The sequence below is a fragment of the Vibrio lentus genome, from assembly GCF_030409755.1.
GTDB classification, from domain to species: Bacteria; Pseudomonadota; Gammaproteobacteria; order Enterobacterales; family Vibrionaceae; genus Vibrio; species Vibrio lentus.
On the sequence record NZ_JAUFQE010000002.1, the window covers coordinates 1,699,419 to 1,719,710 of the forward strand.

The 20,292-nt window shown below is 45.5% G+C and carries 19 protein-coding genes and 1 other annotated feature; of the genes, 12 read left to right on the plus strand and 7 right to left on the minus strand.

Annotation, left to right across the window (positions count from 1 at the left end; all coding sequences use genetic code 11):
- Positions 1-13 precede the first annotated feature (13 nt).
- A complete protein-coding gene (uvrY, locus tag QWZ07_RS15990) occupies positions 14-658 on the minus strand; it encodes a UvrY/SirA/GacA family response regulator transcription factor (protein WP_004729778.1) in 645 nt (214 codons plus the stop codon).
- Between the two features lie 426 nt (positions 659-1,084).
- Here uvrY and QWZ07_RS15995 point away from each other — a divergent pair, with 426 nt between their 5' ends.
- Entirely contained in the window at positions 1,085-3,448 is a 2,364-nt protein-coding gene (locus tag QWZ07_RS15995) for a DNA polymerase II (protein ID WP_192852925.1), read from the plus strand.
- A 149-nt stretch (positions 3,449-3,597) separates the two neighbouring features.
- Here the strand turns inward: QWZ07_RS15995 and QWZ07_RS16000 are convergent, their stop codons facing one another.
- Entirely contained in the window at positions 3,598-4,365 is a 768-nt protein-coding gene (locus QWZ07_RS16000) for a nucleotidyltransferase family protein (RefSeq protein ID WP_192852924.1), read from the minus strand.
- Between the two features lie 137 nt (positions 4,366-4,502).
- Here QWZ07_RS16000 and efpL point away from each other — a divergent pair, with 137 nt between their 5' ends.
- The 3 genes from efpL (at position 4,503) to QWZ07_RS16015 (ending at position 5,993) form a co-directional block, all read left to right on the plus strand.
- On the plus strand, positions 4,503-5,072 hold the full coding sequence (gene efpL / locus QWZ07_RS16005; protein ID WP_009848748.1) for an elongation factor P-like protein EfpL: 570 nt from the start codon (positions 4,503-4,505) through the stop codon (positions 5,070-5,072).
- 10 nt (positions 5,073-5,082) lie between these two features.
- Positions 5,083-5,412, plus strand: coding sequence for an HI1450 family dsDNA-mimic protein (locus tag QWZ07_RS16010; protein WP_012604336.1), 330 nt, complete (start codon positions 5,083-5,085; stop codon positions 5,410-5,412).
- 89 nt (positions 5,413-5,501) lie between these two features.
- Positions 5,502-5,993, plus strand: coding sequence for an RNA methyltransferase (locus QWZ07_RS16015; protein WP_004729783.1), 492 nt, complete (start codon positions 5,502-5,504; stop codon positions 5,991-5,993).
- A gap of 197 nt (positions 5,994-6,190) precedes the next feature.
- On the opposite strand, the gene rluB is transcribed toward QWZ07_RS16015, so the two are convergent.
- The 3 genes from rluB to rnm form a co-directional block, all read right to left on the minus strand.
- Positions 6,191-7,219, minus strand: a complete 1,029-nt coding sequence (gene rluB / locus QWZ07_RS16020; RefSeq protein ID WP_017104066.1) for a 23S rRNA pseudouridine(2605) synthase RluB — start codon at positions 7,217-7,219, stop codon at positions 6,191-6,193.
- 159 nt (positions 7,220-7,378) lie between these two features.
- The gene (locus tag QWZ07_RS16025; protein ID WP_009848751.1) at positions 7,379-7,999 is read right to left on the minus strand and encodes an L-threonylcarbamoyladenylate synthase; all 621 of its coding nucleotides are present in this window, start codon (positions 7,997-7,999) and stop codon (positions 7,379-7,381) included.
- Between the two features lie 62 nt (positions 8,000-8,061).
- Positions 8,062-8,916, minus strand: a complete 855-nt coding sequence (gene rnm / locus QWZ07_RS16030) for an RNase RNM (protein WP_029223551.1) — start codon at positions 8,914-8,916, stop codon at positions 8,062-8,064.
- A 120-nt stretch (positions 8,917-9,036) separates the two neighbouring features.
- Between rnm and trpL2 the strand changes: the two genes are divergently transcribed.
- The 7 genes from trpL2 to trpA all read left to right on the plus strand — a co-directional run bounded on the left by trpL2 (position 9,037) and on the right by trpA (position 16,182).
- The gene (gene trpL2, locus QWZ07_RS16035) at positions 9,037-9,168 is read left to right on the plus strand and encodes a tryptophan operon leader peptide (RefSeq protein WP_192852923.1); all 132 of its coding nucleotides are present in this window, start codon (positions 9,037-9,039) and stop codon (positions 9,166-9,168) included.
- Positions 9,115-9,229, plus strand: a sequence feature (Trp leader region). Its footprint overlaps the gene before it by 54 nt.
- A gap of 125 nt (positions 9,230-9,354) precedes the next feature.
- On the plus strand, positions 9,355-10,944 hold the full coding sequence (locus QWZ07_RS16040; protein ID WP_192852922.1) for an anthranilate synthase component 1: 1,590 nt from the start codon (positions 9,355-9,357) through the stop codon (positions 10,942-10,944).
- Between the two features lie 2 nt (positions 10,945-10,946).
- Complete coding sequence (locus QWZ07_RS16045; protein WP_192852921.1) at positions 10,947-11,573, plus strand: aminodeoxychorismate/anthranilate synthase component II; 627 nt, start codon at positions 10,947-10,949, stop codon at positions 11,571-11,573.
- A 9-nt stretch (positions 11,574-11,582) separates the two neighbouring features.
- The gene (gene trpD, locus QWZ07_RS16050; RefSeq protein WP_192852920.1) at positions 11,583-12,578 is read left to right on the plus strand and encodes an anthranilate phosphoribosyltransferase; all 996 of its coding nucleotides are present in this window, start codon (positions 11,583-11,585) and stop codon (positions 12,576-12,578) included.
- A gap of 25 nt (positions 12,579-12,603) precedes the next feature.
- On the plus strand, positions 12,604-14,055 hold the full coding sequence (trpCF, locus tag QWZ07_RS16055) for a bifunctional indole-3-glycerol-phosphate synthase TrpC/phosphoribosylanthranilate isomerase TrpF (protein WP_192852919.1): 1,452 nt from the start codon (positions 12,604-12,606) through the stop codon (positions 14,053-14,055).
- 130 nt (positions 14,056-14,185) lie between these two features.
- Complete coding sequence (trpB, locus tag QWZ07_RS16060; RefSeq protein ID WP_009848758.1) at positions 14,186-15,376, plus strand: tryptophan synthase subunit beta; 1,191 nt, start codon at positions 14,186-14,188, stop codon at positions 15,374-15,376.
- The gene (trpA, locus tag QWZ07_RS16065; RefSeq protein WP_017080965.1) at positions 15,376-16,182 is read left to right on the plus strand and encodes a tryptophan synthase subunit alpha; all 807 of its coding nucleotides are present in this window, start codon (positions 15,376-15,378) and stop codon (positions 16,180-16,182) included. Before trpB ends, trpA begins: the two co-directional genes overlap by 1 nt.
- Before the next feature lie 87 nt (positions 16,183-16,269).
- On the opposite strand, the gene QWZ07_RS16070 is transcribed toward trpA, so the two are convergent.
- Together QWZ07_RS16070 and QWZ07_RS16075 are read right to left on the minus strand one after the other, a co-directional pair.
- Positions 16,270-17,067 carry a slipin family protein gene (locus tag QWZ07_RS16070; RefSeq protein ID WP_065680081.1) on the minus strand — a complete coding sequence of 266 codons (798 nt, stop codon included), beginning with the start codon at positions 17,065-17,067 and terminating at the stop codon, positions 16,270-16,272.
- Between the two features lie 69 nt (positions 17,068-17,136).
- Positions 17,137-18,543 carry an NfeD family protein gene (locus tag QWZ07_RS16075; RefSeq protein ID WP_192852918.1) on the minus strand — a complete coding sequence of 469 codons (1,407 nt, stop codon included), beginning with the start codon at positions 18,541-18,543 and terminating at the stop codon, positions 17,137-17,139.
- 410 nt (positions 18,544-18,953) lie between these two features.
- Here QWZ07_RS16075 and QWZ07_RS16080 point away from each other — a divergent pair, with 410 nt between their 5' ends.
- On the plus strand, positions 18,954-20,273 hold the full coding sequence (locus QWZ07_RS16080; protein WP_390226356.1) for a dicarboxylate/amino acid:cation symporter: 1,320 nt from the start codon (positions 18,954-18,956) through the stop codon (positions 20,271-20,273).
- Positions 20,274-20,292: the final 19 nt, after the last annotated feature.

Below are 20,292 nucleotides of genomic sequence, written 5' to 3' on the forward strand. Positions count from 1 at the left end.
TAAGATCTCAGAGTTAAAGGGTCTCAGTATCTAACATTCCATGTCTAATCGCTAAATGCGTAAGCTCTACATCACCGCTGATGTCTAGTTTACTGAACAGTCGGTAGCGGTAGCTGTTAACTGTTTTAGGACTTAGATTGAGTTGTTCTGAAATATCCGTCACTTTCTGACCTTTGGTAATCATCATCATGATTTGAAGTTCACGTTCAGATAGATCAGCGAATGGATTTTCAGACGCAGGCGAGAATTGGCTTAAAGCCATCTGCTGCGCAATTTCTGGCGAAATGTATCGTTGGCCACTATTAACCACTCGAATGGCATTTACCATCTCGTCCGGACCTGCACCTTTAGTAAGGTAACCTGCAGCTCCAGCTTGCATCACTTTAGTTGGAAACGGATTTTCCGTATGAACAGTTAAAACGATGATTTTAACATCAGGGTTGAAACGCAAGATTTTCTTGGTTGCTTCTAAGCCACCAATACCAGGCATATTCATATCCATCAAAATAACGTCAGTATTATTAGTACGACACCATTTTGCAGCATCTTCACCGCTTTCAGCTTCCCCTGCTACGTTCATTCCACGGACGTCTTCAATAATACGTCGTATCCCTGTGCGAACCAGCTCGTGATCATCTACAAGGAAAACATTTATCAAACTTGTATCTCCACACTATTAATTGGCTCTGCAACCACTGTGTCGTTTCATCTATTTGAAACAATTAAACAAAGGAACAACGGGTCGCAGCATTGTGTATATCTTAACTCAATTACTAAATAAAATCTCTGTTGAATATGTGTCGAAACACTAACTTTAGCAAGTACTTATTTATAAATAAGCCAACTAAAACAACAAGCTTTAGGTAAAAATCAACTAGTTAAAACAACACCCAATAAAATTACACAAGATAAAGAGATTTTCAATACCATTGAATCTCGATTCATTACAATTTCACTCTTTTGCCTATTAAGTCCCGTTATTCTTCTCCAATTCTCAAAATATAGAGACTATTTTCGTTTGCTGTTGTGCGTGATGAGGCGCTAGATGGTAGTATTCCGCTCTCCATTTCAATAGGTTACTACATTGGATATTCAGCAAGGCTTTGTACTCACAAGACAAGCGCGAGACTTTTCAGGGCGCACACAAATCGACTTGTGGTTAAGCACCCCTAAAGGCCCTACGCTACTGACTATTCAAAACGAAAAGCCTGTCTTTTTTGTTGCTCAATCTGATATCGAAACGTGCCAATCTATTGCCGATAAAGAGGCCATAGATTGTCAGTTTAAGCCTTTAGAGCTAGCAACATTTGACCAAACCCCTTTAGCCGCTTGTTACACTTCCTTATCGAGAAGCAGCTTCGGGTTAGCTCAAGCCTTTAACGGTGAAGAGATCCAAACCTTTGAAAGTGATATTCGACTGGCCGATCGTTTCTTGATGGAACGCTTTATCAAGGGCAGTATCGAATTCACAGGCACTATCACCCCAAAAAAACAGCATCGCAGAGTATCGAACGCAAAATGTCGAGCTGGCGATTACTTGCCAAGCTTATCCGTGGTTTCGCTTGATATTGAGTGCTCGGAAAAAGGTGTGCTTTATTCCATCGGCCTAGACAGTCCAATGGATAGCCGAGTGATAATGATTGGCGATCCACAAGAAGCAGACACCAATATCCAATGGGTTGCCAACGAGAAAGCGCTGCTTGAAGCCATGATTGCGTGGTTCTCCGAGTTTGACCCGGACATCATCATCGGTTGGAATGTCATTGATTTCGACTTTAGGCTGCTGCACAAGCGTTCGGAATGGAACGAAGTGAAACTCAGCATTGGTCGCGACAATCAACCGAGTTTCTTTCGCAGCTCCGCACAAAATCAGCAGGGCTTCATTACCATTCCTGGTCGCGTGGTTTTAGATGGTATCGATATGCTTAAAACAGCAACCTACCATTTCCGTTCTTGGTCTCTTGAGTCCGTCTCACAAGAGTTACTGGGCGAAGGCAAAGACATTCATAATGTTCATGACCGCATGGATGAAATCAATCGAATGTTTAAGTTCGACAAGCCTTCACTTGCCAAATACAATCTTCAAGACTGTGTGCTCGTAAACCGAATCTTCGAACACACTCACCTACTCGATTTTGCTATTGAACGTTCTCGCTTAACTGGTGTTGAACTTGATCGCGTTGGCGGCTCTGTCGCTGCTTTTACTAACTTATACATGCCTCAGATACACCGAGCGGGTTACGTCGCGCCTAATTTAGAACCCGAGAACTGGATCGCTAGCCCCGGTGGTTATGTAATGGATTCGATTCCCAACCTTTATGACTCGGTTTTGGTGCTCGATTTTAAGAGCCTTTACCCATCGATCATTCGCTCTTTCTTGATTGATCCGATGGGGTTAATTGAAGGACTAAAGCTAGAGTTAGGCTCCGAAGAAGACCAAGCAGTGGCTGGATTTCGAGGCGGTCAATTCCACCGCTCTAAGCACTTTCTACCGGAGATGATCGAAAATCTCTGGGCAGCGCGTGATGTCGCAAAGAAAAACAACGAGAAAGCTTTTTCTCAGGCGATTAAGATCATCATGAACTCTTTCTATGGCGTGCTAGGTTCTTCTGGTTGTCGTTTCTTTGATACTCGCTTGGCATCCTCTATCACCATGCGTGGGCATGAGATCATGAAGAAAACCAAGGTTCTGATCGAAGATAAAGGGTATCAAGTAATTTACGGAGATACCGATTCAACGTTCGTGTCTCTTAATGGCAGTTTTGAGCAAGAACAAGCAGACGAGATTGGTCACTCCCTTGTGGCTTACATCAACGACTGGTGGACGAATCACCTGAAAGAGGTCTACAACCTCACCTCGATACTTGAATTGGAATACGAGACCCATTACCGCAAGTTTCTAATGCCAACCATTCGAGGCTCTGAGACAGGATCGAAGAAACGTTATGCAGGCCTAATCAATCAAGGTGACCAAGAGAAGATCATTTTTAAAGGCCTTGAGAGTGCCCGAACCGATTGGACGCCTCTCGCACAACAGTTCCAACAAACCTTGTATGAGATGGTCTTTCACGACCAAGATCCAAGTGATTATGTTAGACAGTTTGTCGATGAAACATCCGCGGGCAAACACGATGATTTACTGGTGTATCAAAAGCGCTTGCGCCGTAAGTTACATGAATACCAGAAGAACATTCCGCCACAGGTTCGCGCAGCAAGATTGGCAGATGAGATCAATGCCCAGCTTGGTCGCCCACTTCAATACCAAAACAAAGGGCGTATTGAATATTTGATTACGCTGAGTGGCCCCGAGCCCAAGGAGTATTTGAAGAGCGGTATCGATTATCAACATTACATCGACAAGCAGATTAAACCGGTCGCAGAAGCAATTTTGCCGTTTATAGGACTAGATTTTGAAAGAGTTAGCGGGCAGCAGCTAGGTCTGTTCTAGATTGAATCCTCTTTTCGAAGCGACATTAGACTCGAGATATCTATTAAAACTCGAGCCAGACATAAAAACGAAAAAAGCAGAGGAGTGCTTAACTCGCTCTGCTTTTTCATATCAATGGATAGCTTACGATCTTGATAGCTTACGACCCCCTACCCGATTCGAAACTCAGTTTTCTGATACTGCTTAACCAACCATTCACCAAAGCCATCAAGAATACCTATTACTGAACGTTTTGGAATCGCACGCCCAGACAGCAAAATACCCAATCTTTGAATCTCGACTTCTTTCTCTGGATGATATCTCAAGAACTGTTGACCGCACTCCATAGGTGCATCGAACCAATTCTTGTCTCGGTACATAACCAAAGAGTAACTGGCTCGCAGAAGCTTCTTGGCAATAATCACCTGCGCTGCGACTTGCTGCTCTGGCGTTGTTGCTCGGGCAATCTTATTACGATAAACCGCTAACCAATTTTCCGCGTCCATATTCCAATGCTTAGCAATTTCCCAACTCGTTTCGAAATCGCCATAACAGTCCGATAGATCTTCACCATGCACACACACGGCTAAATGCTTGAGCATAAAGCCCCACGTAAAGATGTTGTCGAAATCAACAATCTCGCTTACCAAGGTGGTTTTGATTGCCACTTGTGTGACCTGAGGGAAGCTCTTTTGGAAGCGCCATTTGATGGTATTCAGCAGCGTGGTTCGTTGTTCTGGAAAAGGACGATGGGTAACCACAACCACATCTAGATTCGAGCGACCGACAACGGCTTGCTTGCGTGCCACACTGCCATAAACATAGACACTGTGCAGATTAGAACCTAACCCACCTTTTAGAAAGGTAATCAGATCGTTAACCACAGGTTGAAATTCAGGTTGAAATGGCTGTGTTGGGTCAATAACAGGTAGCTGCATAGGTCGTTTCGGTAAATAAAATAATGATTTAACTGTCTCTCTATGATCGCTTAGGTGACTTTATGATTCAAGCTATTCCTATTTATAGCGTCTACGAGATATAATCACCGGATAGACCCAATAAGGACAAACACAAAATGCCTAGAGCAAGTGAGATTAAAAAAGGTTTTGCGATCAATGTTGATGGCAAAACAGTACTAGTTAAAGATATCGAAGTAACAACACCAGGTGGCCGTGGCGGTCAAAAGATTTACCGCTTCCGTGGTCACGATGTAGCAACTGGCGTTAAAACAGAAGTTCGTCACAAGGCTGATGAAATCGTTGAAACGATAGACGTAACTAAGCGTGCAGTGATGTTCTCTTACGTTGATGGCAACGAGTACATCTTCATGGATAACGAAGATTACACACAATTCATCTTCAACGGTGAAATGATCGAAGACGAACTGCTGTTCATCAACGAAGATACGCAAGGTATGTACGCGATTCTTATCGACGGTACTGCGGCGACTCTTGAGCTACCAACTTCAGTTGAGCTAGTAATCGAAGAGACAGACCCTTCAATCAAAGGTGCATCTGCTTCAGCTCGTACTAAGCCAGCTCGTCTGTCTACAGGCCTTACTGTTCAAGTTCCTGAGTACATTGCAACTGGCGACAAAGTTGTTGTGAACACAGCTGAACGTAAATACATGAACCGCGCAAGCTAAGATACTGATTATGACCGAAGCTAACGACCTAATGTCTTACGACGACGCAATTGACACTGCATACGACATCTTTCTAGAGATGGCTGCTGATAATCTTGAACCTGCAGACGTGATCTTATTCACGGCTCAGTTTGAAGATCGTGGCGCTGCAGAACTTGTTGAAACTGGTGACGATTGGGTTGAACATGTTGGCTTTGAAGTCGACAAAGAGATCTACGCTGAAGTACGCATTGGTCTTGTAAATGAAGCTGATGATGTCTTAGATGACGTATTCGCTCGTCTACTGATCAGCCGTGACCCTGAACACAAGTTCTGTCACATGTTGTGGAAACGCGACTAGGCTCTTCTTAAACCAGCTCAGAGTACTGAGCTGGTTTTCTTACGACTTCATAGCCTCATCACTTTACCAAACTGCAACTCTACAAAATTATGACCAAAGCAAAGACAGATACCCTATCCAAAGGCTATGCCTGTGTTGGATTAGTAAATCCCAAAACCCCTGAAAATGTTGGCTCAGTAATGCGAGCAGCTGGTTGCTACGGAGCAAACTCTGTATTTTATACTGGCACCCGTTATGACCACGCTCGACAATTTCATACCGACACCAAAGAAAAGCATCTTGAGTTGCCTTTGATTGGTGTTGAAGATCTTAAAGATATAATTCCTGTTGGCTGCGTGCCCATCGCGGTTGATTTGATAGAAGGCGCTAAGCCTCTACCTGATTATAAGCACCCACCTCGTGCTTTTTATATCTTCGGCCCTGAAGATGGGACTCTGAAAAAAGAGATCACGGACTTCTGTCGTGAAACCATCTACGTTCCGACTAATGGCTGCATGAATCTTGCTGCCGCGGTCAATGTTATTTTGTATGACCGCATGGCGAAGGGTGATAATTTTTCTAATCATTTGAAAGTGACCTAATATCAATCGTAGCAAGTCAGCCGAGCTGGTGAGCGCTTCTAGCTGGCTAAGCACTTCTACCTGATCAAGCACTTCCACATGATTTGAACTACGCCATATTCAAGACATAAAAAAACCTGCTAAGTTAGCAGGTTTTTTTGTATTCGAAACGTAGGATTAAGCTTTAAGCTTAAGAACTGTAGCAACTACTGGTGTAATTACTTACGTGATCTTGGCTTAGCCGGTTTAGCCGGGCGTCCGTTGTTCAATTTAGGCTTTTTGGTAGACTGAGGTTTGCCATTGGTCGCTGGAGCACTACGACCTGAATCAGGTGTTGTAGTACCGCGAGTTGCAGGCTTCTTACGCTTAGTCTGGTTGCTACGGCCTTTAGGAGCATTTGCGCGCTCTTCGTGACGCTTAACAGCACGACGAATTTTCTGGCTACGAGAACGCTCACGCTTACGAGAAGTGTTTGCAGGATCAAGATCCAACAGTGTCTCTTTTTCTGGCTGAAGTTCAACAAGCTCACGCAAGTAGTTTACTTCTTGAAGGTCTAGCTCTTTCCAACCGCCACGAGGCAGTTTCTTATCAAGATAGATATCACCGTAACGTACACGTTTCAGACGGCTTACTGTTGTTTCTTGTGATTCCCAAAGACGACGAACCTCACGGTTACGACCTTCGTTAATTGCTACGTAGAAAGTATGGTTCATACCTTCACCGCCAGCGTAAACCACATCTTCGAAACGAGCCATACCATCTTCAAGTTGAACGCCACGAGTCACGTTCTTAACTTTTTGCTCGGTTACTTCACCAAATACACGTACTAGGTACTCACGCTCAACCTGACGGCTTGGGTGCATTAGGCGGTTAGCTAGTTCACCATCGGTTGTGAACAACAGTAGGCCTGATGTGTTTGCATCAAGACGACCAACTGAAATCCAACGAGAACCACGGATCTTAGGTAGACGATCGAAAACAGTACGGCGACCTTCAGGATCGTGACGAGTACAAAGCTCACCTTCAGGTTTGTAGTAAGCAAGTACACGACAAACCACTTCTTCAGAGGCTTTGCCTGTAATAGTGTGGCCATCGATACGGATCACTGAGTTCTCGTCTTCAAGACGCTCACCCAACTTCGCAACTTGACCGTTAACACTTACACGACCAGATTTGATTAAACCTTCTAGTTCACGACGAGAACCGTGACCAGCTCGCGCTAAAACCTTCTGTAATTTTTCGCTCATTTACTCTTTTCTACCTAATTGTCGTCTTCACAGACGTCGAATGAATTTTTCGCGACCAAATCGCGGTCGCGTATTATCGCAAATAACCTGCCAAAAAGCACTTGTTATTTACTCTGGCAGGTTTGCTGTTTCGTTACAGACTGTTAATCAGTAACGCTATTATTCAAACGGCGCTGGATCACCGGCACCACGACGTAAAACAACGGCGTCATCGTCACTGAAGTCAATAACCGTGGTTGGTTGCTCACCTAAGTAGCCGCCATTCAAAATGACATCAACCGCATGCTCTAGGCTGTCACGAATTTCTTCAGGATCCGATTCAGTGGTCTCGTTACCCGGAAGAATCAGAGACGTCGACATCAATGGCTCGCCCATTGCTTCTAGAAGGTCTAGGGCAATTTTGTTGTCCGGTACACGAATACCGATCGTTTTACGCTTAGCGTTCATCAAACGCTTTGGCACTTCTTTTGTTGCTTTGAAAATAAACGTGTAAGCACCTGGCGTGTGCGCCTTAAGCAGACGGAAAGCCACGTTATCTACTCGTGCATACAATGACAACTCAGAAAGATCACGGCATAACAAAGTGAAATTATGCTTATCATCGATTCGACGAATTTTACAGATGCGTTCGAGTGCTTGTTTATTCTCAAGCTGACAACCCAGTGCATAACCTGAATCTGTTGGATAAACCACAACGCCGCCATTGCGAATAATCGCAACCGCTTGAGTAATTAAGCGCGCTTGTGGGTTATCTGGGTGTACATAAAAAAACTGGCTCATTGTTGTTCCTCATTATCGAATCTCTCGACTCTATCATCAGAAGGAGCTGGTTCACCTAAAGACTATTCAGATGGTGAAACCGTTTGAAACTCCCAATCTTTCCATACTTCTTCGACCCCAGAAGGTAGCCAGAGATTACGTCCAAGTTCCATCCATGGGGATGGGTAATGGAAGTCGCTGCCTTGGGAGGCTAATAGTTTGTATTGTATAGCATAATCCGCAAGTGTGCGTCTTTCTTGTTGCGCTTGCTGAGGTTGAGCCACTTCCATGGCGTCACCATTTGCTTCAACAAATGCAGCTAATAGACGCTTAACCCACTTGGCGGTCAGGCCATATCGCGCAGGGTGAGCTAATACCGCTTGGCCACCAGCTGCATGAATTGCCGTGACAGCATCACCCATTGAGCACCATGTTGGCGGCACATAACCTGGATTGTTGCGCGTAAGAAACTTTTTAAACACCTGCTGCATGGTTTTCGCGTAGCCATTGTCGACTAACCATTTCGCAAAGTGAGCTCGAGTAATTGGTGCATCACCTGCAATCAACTTAACCTCTTCCAACACACCTTCACGAGTCGCTTTCTCAAGACGTTGAGCAATCATCTCTGCACGTCCGACACGGTGTTGCTTCTGTTGTTCAATTAACGCTTTCAATTCTGGTGATTCAGGATCGACGTTTAACCCAACAATATGGATATCTTTGTTTTGCCAAACGGTTGAGATCTCGATGCCGTTAATCAACTGAATAGGAAGATTGTTATCAGCAATATAGCTGCGTGCTTCTGCAAGCCCATCAGTCGTATCATGATCTGTAATCGCTAACGCTTCGATGTTAAAGCCTAGCGCTCGGTCAATCAGTTCAGGTGGAGTAAGTCGGCCATCTGAGGCTGTTGTATGACTATGTAGATCAATTCTCATATATTCTTTTTCATTGTTTTCAATTTTTATCGTTATATTTGTGTCAACGCACTTGACCTGCAAGCGCAAAACTAGTTAACTAGTACACAAATACGAAGTATCACATTTGATAGGTTCACTATGTTACAAGAATTTAACCAAAACCATAAAGATAAAGATAAAGTTTTAGAACTTTCTTCAGTAGAAGCAAGTTCAGAGCTTAATTGGTGGCGCACTTGGACAAGTTCTTGGTGGGCCAACGTGTACTTCTAATTAAACAGTTTGTTTATAAAAAAGTTATCACTAAGCCCGCTTTCATAGCGGGCTTTTTAATTTGTCGAACATCTCACATTCAACTGACTAACAAATCAACGAATTGACCATATTCTAGATTGGGTGAAAGGTATCTTTATGCGACTATGTACGGCAGGAAATTTAAAGAATCATAAAGGAGGTCTTGTGAACAAGGCCATTGAAATCAAAAAGCTGGGAACCATTGAGGTCATCAATTCTTCCGTTCCTTACTCGCAAGATCCAACCAGTGTTTTTCATACTCTGTGTGAAAACAAAACAGACAGTCTGTTGTTGGAATCTGCTGAGATTGAATCTAAACAGAACCTGACAAGCCTACTCCTTATCGACTCTGCTGTTCGCATCGTATGTCGCGGACATGAAGTAACCTTTCAAGCGTTGACTCAAAATGGTCAAGCGCTAATCGAACACCTAGCTCAAAACGTTAAAACAGAGATAAAATCTGACCTAACGGATAACGTATTGACGCTGACTTTTGTCGAACCAAGCAACGAATTAGACGAAGATTCACGTTTAAGAGAAGCGTCTTCATTCGATGCACTGCGTTTGGTTCAGCATAGCTTTGAGCAAGACGCGGATAACAAACACGCGTTATTCATGGCTGGCCTATTCGCTTACGACATCGTGGCGAACTTTGAACCGCTAGGCGATGCTGAAGCGACCAACAACTGCCCTGACTTTGTTTTCTACGTTGCCGAGACACTATTACGTTTCGACCACCAAGAAAACGAAGGCCTGCTTCACGCGAGCTTGTTTGCTCAAGATGAAAGCATCAAAGCGCAATTAACAGAGCGCCTAGCCGACATTCAAACACAGTGTCAGTCATTGAAAGCCATCACAGAAGTTACGCCACTCGACAATGTTGACGCTGTACCAAGCGTTTCAGATGAAGACTTCTGCCAAACGGTTCGTGATTTAAAAGAATACGTCGTTAAAGGCGATGTATTCCAAGTGGTACCTTCACGTCGCTTTACGCTACCTTGCCCTGCTCCACTGGCTGCTTACAAAGAACTCAAGCAAAGTAATCCAAGCCCTTACATGTTCTACATGCAAGACGAGCTGTTTACTCTGTTTGGTGCTTCTCCAGAAAGTGCACTGAAGTACGAAACTGAAACCAACCAAATCGAAATTTACCCAATTGCAGGTACTCGTCGTCGCGGTAAACGCCCAGACGGTCAAATCGATTTCGACCTAGATAGCCGTATCGAACTTGAACTGCGTACCGACAAGAAAGAAAACGCTGAACACATGATGCTGGTCGACCTAGCACGTAACGATGTGGCACGTATTGCAGAAGCTGGCACTCGCCACGTAGCAGACTTGCTGAAAGTTGATCGCTACAGCCATGTAATGCACTTGGTTTCTCGTGTGGTTGGTCAGCTCCGTGAAGACTTAGATGCCCTGCACGCTTACCAAGCTTGTATGAACATGGGTACGCTAACGGGCGCACCAAAAATCCGCGCAATGCAGCTTATCCGTGACGTAGAAAAAACGCGTCGTGGTAGCTACGGTGGCGCAGTCGGTTACCTAACAGGCGAAGGCACGTTAGATACTTGTATCGTCATTCGTTCTGCTTACGTTGAAGATGGCGTAGCACAAGTACAAGCGGGCGCGGGCGTGGTGTTCGACTCTGACCCACAAGCAGAAGCGGATGAAACTCGCGGCAAAGCTCAAGCGGTTATCTCAGCGATTCAAGCAGCTCATACTAAAAACCTAACAAATAAGAAGGAGTCGTAATCATGGCTGATATTGTATTCATCGATAACTTCGACTCGTTCACTTACAACCTTGTAGACCAGTTCCGTTCATTAGGTCACAGCGTGAAAATTTACCGTAACAACATTCCTGCAAAGGTAATTGAAGCGGCGATCAATGAACTAGACAACCCTGTTGCATTGCTCTCGCCAGGCCCAGGCGCTCCGGCTGATGCGGGCTGCATGCCTGAGCTGATTCAGCTACTAAAAGGCAAAGTGCCAATGATTGGTATTTGCTTAGGCCACCAAGCGATTGTTGAAGCCTACGGCGGTACCGTTGCAGGCGCTGGCGAAATCATTCATGGTAAGGTGTCGATGATGGAACACCAAAACCATGCGACTTACCAAGGCTTACCTTCGCCACTGGCTATCGCTCGCTACCACTCTTTAGTGGCAACGCATGTATCCGATAGCCTAACGGTGACCGCTGAAGTCGATGATTTGGTGATGTCTGTGGTTCAAGAACAAGACAAGGTTTGTGGATTCCAATTCCACCCTGAATCAATTATGACGACCTACGGTGCAACGCTTCTGGCGAACGCTATCGAATGGGCTCTTGAGAAACCTCTTCGCCTTGAGAAAAGCTCTACCCTTGAGAAGAAAGGAAAATAGGAAACGATCATGGAACAGATTAATAAACTTTACGAACAGCAGTCTCTTACTCAAGAAGAAAGCCAACAATTGTTTGATGTGATCATCAAGGGTGAGCTAGACCCAATCTTGATGGCTTCTGCTCTGACTGCATTGAAAATCAAAGGCGAAACGCCTGATGAGATCGCTGGCGCGGCGAAAGCACTGCTTGCCAATGCAAACCCGTTCCCACGTCCTGATTACGATTTTGCAGACATCGTAGGTACAGGAGGCGACGGTCACAACACCATCAACATTTCTACAACTTCTGCATTTGTAGCAGCAGCGTGTGGCTTAAAAATCGCGAAGCACGGTAACCGCAGTGTATCGAGCAAATCAGGTTCTTCTGACTTACTGGACTCGTTCGGCATTAACCTAGCGATGACAGCGGAAGACACTCGTACTGCTGTTGACGAGCTTGGCGTAGCATTCCTATTTGCTCCGCAGTATCACGTTGGTGTACGTCACGCGATGCCGGTGCGTCAAACAATGAAAACACGCACTATCTTCAACATCCTTGGCCCACTGATTAACCCTGCTCGCCCTAACATCGAGTTAATGGGTGTTTACAGCAAAGAGCTAGTACGCCCTATCGCAGAAACCATGCTGCAAATGGGCATGAAGCGCGCGGCGGTTGTTCACGGTAGCGGCCTTGATGAAGTGGCTATTCATGGCGAAACCATCGTTGCTGAAATCAAAGACGGCGCAATTCACGAATACACAGTGACACCGGCAGACTTTGGCCTGAACACTCACCCTCTTGAAGCAATCAAGGGCGGCGAGCCAGAAGAGAACAAAGCCATCACAACCGATATCCTGACGGGTAAAGGCAGTGATGCTCAAGTTGGCGCAGTGGCAGTCAACGTTGCTCTGCTGATGCGTCTATTTGGTCACGAAGATCTAAAAGCCAACGCACAGCAAGCGATTGACGCAATGAACTCTGGCAAAGCGTACGAGCTTGTGAAAAAGCTTGCTGCACACGCCTAACGAACGACGAATTGAGACAAAGAACATGACACAGACTACCGATAAATTGTCGACCCACGTTTCAGTCAAAGAAGCTGAAATGGCGGAAGTATTAGCAAAAATCGTTCGTGATAAATACCAATGGGTTGAAGCGCGTAAGCAGACTCAACCACTGGACGAGTTTAAGGCAGCGTTAACCGCAACAGACCGCAGCTTTTATGATGCACTGAGCAGCGAACAAACGGTTTTCATCACTGAATGTAAGAAGGCCTCTCCGTCAAAAGGTTTAATCCGTGACGAGTTTGATTTGGACTACATTGCATCGGTTTACAACAACCACGCAAACGCGATTTCAGTGCTGACAGACGAGAAATACTTCCAAGGTGACTTCGAGTTTTTACCTAAGGTTCGCAGCATTGCTAAGCAGCCTATCCTGTGTAAAGACTTCATGGTTGATACCTACCAGGTTTACTTAGCTCGTCACTACTCAGCTGACGCAATTTTGCTAATGCTTTCGGTATTGGATGACGAAGAGTACAAAGCGCTGGCTGACGTCGCTCACTCGCTAAATATGGGTGTACTTACCGAAGTCAGTAACGAAGAAGAGCTTCACCGCGCAGTCGCTTTAAAAGCAAAAGTGATCGGTATTAATAACCGTAACCTACGTGACCTTTCGACGGATCTGAACCGTACTAAAGAGTTGGCTCCGCTGGTTCGCGAACTGGCTCCAAACGCAGTCGTGATTTCAGAGTCTGGGATCTACACACATCAACAAGTTCGTGACCTTTCAACATTTGCAGATGGCTTCCTAATCGGCAGCTCTCTTATGGCTGAAAAGAACCTAGAACTTGCGGTGCGCAAAGTAACACTCGGTGAAAACAAGGTGTGTGGTTTAACTCACTCTGATGATGCCGCGAAAGCGTATCAAGCTGGTGCGGTATTCGGTGGTCTGATTTTCGTTGAAGCATCTAAGCGTCATGTGGATATCGAAGCAGCTCGTTTAACCATGAGCGGCGCACCGCTGAACTACGTGGGTGTGTTCCAAAACCACAGCGTAGCAGACGTTGAAAAAACGGTTTCTGAGCTAGGTTTATTTGCGGTGCAACTGCACGGTGATGAGTCTCAAGCATTTGTCGATGAGTTAAAACAGTCACTGCCTGAAAGCGTTGAGATTTGGAAAGCTTACGGTGTGGCTTCTGGTGCTGAAAAAGGCGGTGAGAGCTCGCTGCCAGAATTACTAGAAAGCAACGTGACTCGTCACCTGCTAGATACTAAAGTGGGTTCTCAAACGGGTGGTACTGGCCAAGCGTTCGATTGGAGCCTAATCAACAACCAAAGCGCAATCATGTTGGCAGGTGGTCTAAGCCCAGAAAATGCTAACCAAGCGGCTAAGTTGGGTTGTTTAGGATTAGACCTAAATTCTGGCGTTGAATCCGCTCCAGGTAAAAAAGACGCAGACAAACTGCAACGCGCTTTTACAGCGATTCGTAATTACTAGTCCAAGCTCGGCTCTAGGAATTAGAAAGCAGAAACTAAAAACATATTTGTGAGCTTTGCTTCAGCGAAGCTCAAACAAGATTAAATGACTTGGTGTGAAGACACATCAATAGAATTGAAGGAATAACACAATGGCTAAACTCGATGCCTACTTCGGTGAATACGGTGGTCAATACGTACCGCAGATCCTAGTGCCAGCACTAGACCAACTAGAACAAGCATTTATCGATGCACAAGCCGATCCTGAGTTCCGCAGTGAATTCATGACGCTTCTGCAAGAGTACGCAGGTCGCCCAACGGCACTAACGCTAACGCGTAACCTGACTAAAGGTACAAAAACTAAACTGTACCTAAAGCGTGAAGATCTACTTCACGGCGGTGCTCACAAGACAAACCAAGTACTTGGTCAAGCGCTGCTAGCAAAACGTATGGGTAAGCAAGAAATCATCGCTGAAACTGGTGCAGGCCAACACGGTGTGGCAACGGCTCTAGCATGTGCTCTGTTGGGCCTTAAGTGTCGTGTTTACATGGGTGCCAAAGACGTTGAGCGTCAAAGCCCGAACGTATTCCGCATGAAGCTAATGGGCGCAGAGGTTATTCCTGTTCATTCTGGCTCTTCAACGCTAAAAGATGCATGTAACGAAGCACTACGTGACTGGTCTGCAACTTATGAAGACGCGCACTACCTATTGGGTACTGCAGCGGGTCCTCACCCATTCCCAACGATTGTTCGTGATTTCCAACGCATGATTGGTGAAGAAACGAAGAACCAAATTCTAGCTCGTGAAGGTCGCCTTCCAGATGCCGTTATCGCTTGTGTTGGCGGTGGTTCAAACGCTATCGGCATGTTCGCTGATTTCATTGAAGAAGAGTCTGTTCGCCTAATCGGTGTAGAGCCTGCTGGTAAAGGTATTGATACTGACCAACACGGCGCGCCGCTTAAACACGGTAAAACCGGTATTTTCTTCGGTATGAAAGCCCCACTGATGCAAGATGAGAACGGCCAAGTAGAAGAGTCTTACTCTGTATCTGCGGGTCTAGATTTCCCATCAGTTGGTCCTCAACACGCGCACCTAAATGCGATTGGCCGTGCTGAATACGACAACGTGACCGATGACGAAGCGCTAGAAGCGTTCCAATTGATTGCACGTAAAGAAGGTATTATCGCAGCACTAGAGTCATCTCATGCCTTGGCTCATGCAGTTAAAATGGCTCACGACGACCCTGAGAAAGAACAGCTATTAGTCGTTAACTTATCTGGTCGTGGTGACAAAGACATTTTCTCTGTACACGACATTCTTAAAGAGAAAGGAGCATTATAATGGATCGCTATCAATCACTCTTCACTCGCTTAGCTGAAAAGAATCAGGGCGCATTTGTACCATTCGTAACGGTTGGCGATCCTAACCCTGAGCAATCTCTTAAGATCATGGAAACCTTGGTTGAAGCGGGTGCAGATGCACTTGAGCTTGGTATTCCATTCTCTGATCCTCTTGCAGATGGCCCAACAATCCAAGGTGCGAACATTCGTGCTTTAGATTCTAAAGTAACGCCAGATGTGTGTTTTGATCTTATTGGTCAAATTCGCGCTAAATACCCAGAGCTACCAATCGGCCTACTGATGTACGCGAACTTGGTTTACGCACGTGGTATCGAGAACTTCTACGAACGCTGCGCAAAAGCAGGTATCGATTCAGTATTGATTGCTGATGTACCAACCAATGAAAGCGGCGAATTTGTTGCTGCTGCGAAGAAGTTTGGAGTTCACCCAATCTTTATTGCTCCGCCAACAGCAAGCGATGAAACACTTCAATCAGTTTCTGAGCTAGGTGGCGGTTACACATACCTACTTTCTCGCTCAGGCGTAACGGGTGCAGAAACAAAAGCAAACATGCCTGTGACAGCCCTACTTGATCGTTTGAACAAATTTGATGCGCCACCAGCACTGCTTGGTTTCGGTATCTCTGCTCCTGAACAAGTAAAAGAAGCGATTGTAGCGGGCGCTGCAGGTGCTATCTCTGGCTCAGCGGTGGTGAAAATCATTGAAAACAACGTTGAACAACCAGAAGCAATGCTTAAAGCACTTGCTGAGTTTGTTACGCCGATGAAAGCGGCTACCCAAAAATAATCGACGGTCATTAAATAGAACCAGCGATTCAAATACTAAAAGGCTCCACAACTGTGGAGCCTTTTTATTATTCGTCATTCACGCTAACTACTCATCAGCTTTCATCGCTTTCTTAATCGCAGCCTCATTGAGCGTCGCTTTGATCGGGTCGGTTATCTTCTCCACTAGATCGATGGGCATTGGGAAGATGATGGTGGAGGTTCTTTCGTTAGCCACCTCGGTTAGCGTTTGCATATATCGCAATTGAATGGCGTTGGGCGCTTGATTCAGCACTTCGGCCGCTTCGCGTAATTTGGTCGATGCTTCTAACTCACCCGTCGCATGTATCACCTTGGCTCGACGAGAACGTTCCGCCTCTGCTTGTTTAGCAAGAGCTCGTACCATACTGTCATCCAGATCAACATGCTTGATCTCGACATTGGCAATCTTGATCCCCCAGTTATCGGTGTGTTGATCCAGTATCGCTTGTAAGTCTCTATTAAGCTCTTCACGCTCAGACAACAGCTCATCCAGTTCATGCTGACCGAGCACCGAACGTAGCGTTGTTTGTGAAAGTTGGCTGGTCGCTTCAAGGTAATTCTCAACGTTGTTGATCGCCATCTTCGGATCCAGCACTCGGAAATACACCACGGCATTCACCTTGACCGACACGTTATCGCGTGTGATCAAATCTTGTGTTGGAACATCCAAAACGATAGTTCGTAGATCCACTCGCACAATTTGTTGGATAAAAGGAATGATGATAATCAAGCCCGGCCCTTTCACACCGTAAAAGCGCCCGAGGAAGAACACCACTGCACGCTCGTACTCGCGCAGCACTCTGAACATGCTGGCTATTAACAAGATAACGAGCACGATGACAATACCTATAGTGTGTATAAACATAACCGCCCCCTAATGGTAACGATGGATAAGCAATTAATAATTCAATAACGTTTGTACTAGCATTCCGCGCTAACTAGATTTAGATGATGTCTCATCGGGCAACGCCTCAACATCCAACAACAACCCAGTCAGTTTGGTCACTCTAATAAGTTGCCCCGCTTGCAATTCACTCGCGCATTTGGCTTGCCAGATCTCACCTTCAACCAATACTCGACCCGTACCGGGGAAGCCGCTTACCACTTTGCCAGTGTCGCCGACAACCGCTTCCATTCCCGTAGTCACCGGCTTGTTTCTCACTCGGACTAGCATAGAGATAGTTACAACGATAAAAGCGACAGAGAATAGGCTAATACCGATAATTAACGGCAATGCGATTTGATAACCCGGCACTTCGGTATCCATCAGCATGATCGAGCCCAATGTAAATGCGGCGACGCCACCCAAACCGAAAATCCCGAAGCTCGGGCTAAAGGCCTCTGCCACCATTAAGGCAATTCCAAGCAGAATCAACGCAAGGCCTGCGTAACTCACCGGCAGCATTTGTAAAGAATACATCGCCAATAACAGACAGATACCGCCCAATACACCCGGTAAGCCGACGCCAGGGTTATAGAACTCAAGGAGCAAACCATAGATGCCGATGAGCATCAGAATGTAAGCGACATTTGGATTTGTGATCACCGAGAGCAAACTAAAGCGCCAGTCTTGTTCTCGCTCGACAAAAGCAACATCACTAAGTTGGACTTCCTGACTGACACCGTTGATGGTGATGACGCGTCCGTTGCTCAGTTCAACCAATTGCTGAAGATCGCTGGCAATAAAATCAATCACGTTAAGAGTCAGTGCATTCTCAGAATCCAAGCTGGCTGCCTCTCTTACCGCTTTTTCTGCCCATTCTTCGTTACGTTTGTGCAGCTTAGCCAAACTGACGATGTAGGCAGCTGCATCATTAATGACTTTCTTTTCCATCGCAGTGGTGGCTTTTACTTGGTCTGAGTTCTCTTGTTTAGTTTCGTCTTGCTCACTCGCTGACGTGTTGTCATCTTTATTGGCATCATCTTGAGGAGATAAAGGATTAGTCGGCGCTTTGCCACCGCCGAGAGACACAGGCGTGGCTGCGCCTAAATTGGTTCCGGGCGCCATAGAGGCGATATGGCTGGCAAGTAAAATATAGGTTCCGGCGCTCGCTGCTCGTGACCCCGCAGGCCCAACCCAAGTAGCGACTGGAATCGGTGACGTGGTGATGGATCGAATAATGTCACGCATCGACGAATCTAACCCGCCAGGCGTGTTCATTTTCAAAATAATGAGCTTTGCTTGCTCATCGTGAGCTTGTTCTATTTCTCTCGTGAGGTAATCACTGGTCGCCGGACCTATCCCTCCGTTCACCTCAATCACCCAGACATCATCGGCCTGAGCAAACACTGAGCTGAACAACAGAAGAAACGCAAACAAGTACTTTAATATAAAAGTCATAGCCCCTCTCCTTACAACTGAGATGCTAGATAGACGTTTTATTTAAAGCGCAGAGGTAACATCTTGGTAATAAATAGATACCTTAAGCATAGTTCAGGCTAAATTTCACACAACACGTACCTGTGGATTTACCCCAACATAAACGTTCAAAAAACACTCGCAAATGAAATCAAAATGTTAATGGGACGTTTTCAACACCAACGATTGTAAATCATTCACAAAACCTCCAGCGAAAAAGCTTTTATAAATTCAACAAATAACATCGCTATAAAAAACCAAGGCAAACGATTGCATTGTTGTGCAAAATCAACAAATGACATTAGACCACCTGTTTTTCAGAGACTTTCACCTCTGCTCATATTGATAAATGTAAAGGATACGTGTAAAACTCGTCGCGAAATATTAATCCAATGGTACATCGTACATTGGTGAGTAGTTCTGGGATTTTTATATTTAGTAGCACAGAGGTTATGGAAGTGTTAAAAGAAAAGAGTTTACTAAGCAACATCGGCGTTCAAGTCGTTATTGCAATGATCATCGGTACTGTAGTCGGTGCGATGATGGGTGACAGCGCAACTATGTTCGCTCCACTGGGTGCTATCTTCATCAATTTGATCAAGATGCTGGTTATTCCTCTAGTCGCGGTTGCCCTAATTTCAGGTGCTGCAGGTCTAGGTAATAGCTCATCGGCTGGTAAAGTCGGTGTAACAACACTGGGTTACTTTGCACTAACGTCTGCACTTGCTGTAGCACTAGCGCTTGTAATGGGTGAAGTGTTCGAACCCGGTCGTGGTATCGATGTTTCTGGCGTTGAAGGCATGTTCTCTTCAGAATACGCTGCGAAAGGCGAACTTCCAACGTTCTGGGCAACCATCACTGGCATGATCCCTACCAACGTTTTCCAATCACTGAATGAAGCAAACATTCTGCAAATTCTCGTTTTCTGCTTATTCTTTGGTATTGCGATTTCTAAACAAGCAAAAGAGAAACGTGACCCTATCATCAACGGTGTAAATGCTATCGTTGACGCTATGGTATGGATGATCAACAAAGTTATGATCATTGCACCACTTGGCGTATTCGGCCTAATGGCTGAAGCAGTAGGTACGTTTGGTTTTGGCGCGCTTATGGTCGTGTTCAAGCTGTTCATTGTTTACATCGCTGCGATTCTTATCTTCGGCTTTGTTGCTTACCCACTGATGATTCAAATCTTCACTAAGACTTCAGCTAAGAAGTTCCTAGTAGCAATGAAGAAGCCTCAAGCGGTTGCACTATCAACAGCATCTTCAATGGCGACACTACCAGTAACAATGGAAACGGTAGAGAAAGAACTTGGCGTTCGCAACTCTACGGCTTCATTCGTTCTGCCTCTTGGTGCGACGATCAACATGTCTGGTAACGCAATTTACTACGGCCTAGTTGCTATCTTCTTTGCACAGCTGTTCAACATCGACCTGTCTATGGGCGCTTACGTTGCTATCATCGTAACCTCTACGCTAGGCGCAGTTGGTCAAGCTGGTGTTCCAGGTCCTTCTTTCCTAGTGGTTGCCGTTCTTCTAGCAGCTGGTATCCCTATCGAAGGTCTACCTCTGTTGTTCGCTCTAGACCGTATCTTCGACATGATTCGTACTGCTCTTAACATCACTGGTGATGCAGCATGTGCAGTAATCGTTGATTCTCTAATCAAAGACGAAGAACAAGAAACTGAGCTACAAAAGCAACAAGCGTAAAGACTAAACGTTAAGTTGA

Coding starts and splice junctions, on each gene's coding strand:
- QWZ07_RS16000 (WP_192852924.1), bottom strand. CDS start 4,365: ATGCAGCTACCTGTTATTGACCCAACACAGCCATTTCAACCTGAATTT.
- efpL (WP_009848748.1), top strand. CDS start 4,503: ATGCCTAGAGCAAGTGAGATTAAAAAAGGTTTTGCGATCAATGTTGAT.
- QWZ07_RS16010 (WP_012604336.1), top strand. CDS start 5,083: ATGACCGAAGCTAACGACCTAATGTCTTACGACGACGCAATTGACACT.
- QWZ07_RS16015 (WP_004729783.1), top strand. CDS start 5,502: ATGACCAAAGCAAAGACAGATACCCTATCCAAAGGCTATGCCTGTGTT.
- rluB (WP_017104066.1), bottom strand. CDS start 7,219: ATGAGCGAAAAATTACAGAAGGTTTTAGCGCGAGCTGGTCACGGTTCT.
- QWZ07_RS16025 (WP_009848751.1), bottom strand. CDS start 7,999: ATGAGCCAGTTTTTTTATGTACACCCAGATAACCCACAAGCGCGCTTA.
- rnm (WP_029223551.1), bottom strand. CDS start 8,916: ATGAGAATTGATCTACATAGTCATACAACAGCCTCAGATGGCCGACTT.
- trpL2 (WP_192852923.1), top strand. CDS start 9,037: ATGTTACAAGAATTTAACCAAAACCATAAAGATAAAGATAAAGTTTTA.
- QWZ07_RS16045 (WP_192852921.1), top strand. CDS start 10,947: ATGGCTGATATTGTATTCATCGATAACTTCGACTCGTTCACTTACAAC.
- trpD (WP_192852920.1), top strand. CDS start 11,583: ATGGAACAGATTAATAAACTTTACGAACAGCAGTCTCTTACTCAAGAA.
- trpCF (WP_192852919.1), top strand. CDS start 12,604: ATGACACAGACTACCGATAAATTGTCGACCCACGTTTCAGTCAAAGAA.
- trpB (WP_009848758.1), top strand. CDS start 14,186: ATGGCTAAACTCGATGCCTACTTCGGTGAATACGGTGGTCAATACGTA.
- trpA (WP_017080965.1), top strand. CDS start 15,376: ATGGATCGCTATCAATCACTCTTCACTCGCTTAGCTGAAAAGAATCAG.
- QWZ07_RS16070 (WP_065680081.1), bottom strand. CDS start 17,067: ATGTTTATACACACTATAGGTATTGTCATCGTGCTCGTTATCTTGTTA.
- QWZ07_RS16075 (WP_192852918.1), bottom strand. CDS start 18,543: ATGACTTTTATATTAAAGTACTTGTTTGCGTTTCTTCTGTTGTTCAGC.
- QWZ07_RS16080 (WP_390226356.1), top strand. CDS start 18,954: ATGGTACATCGTACATTGGTGAGTAGTTCTGGGATTTTTATATTTAGT.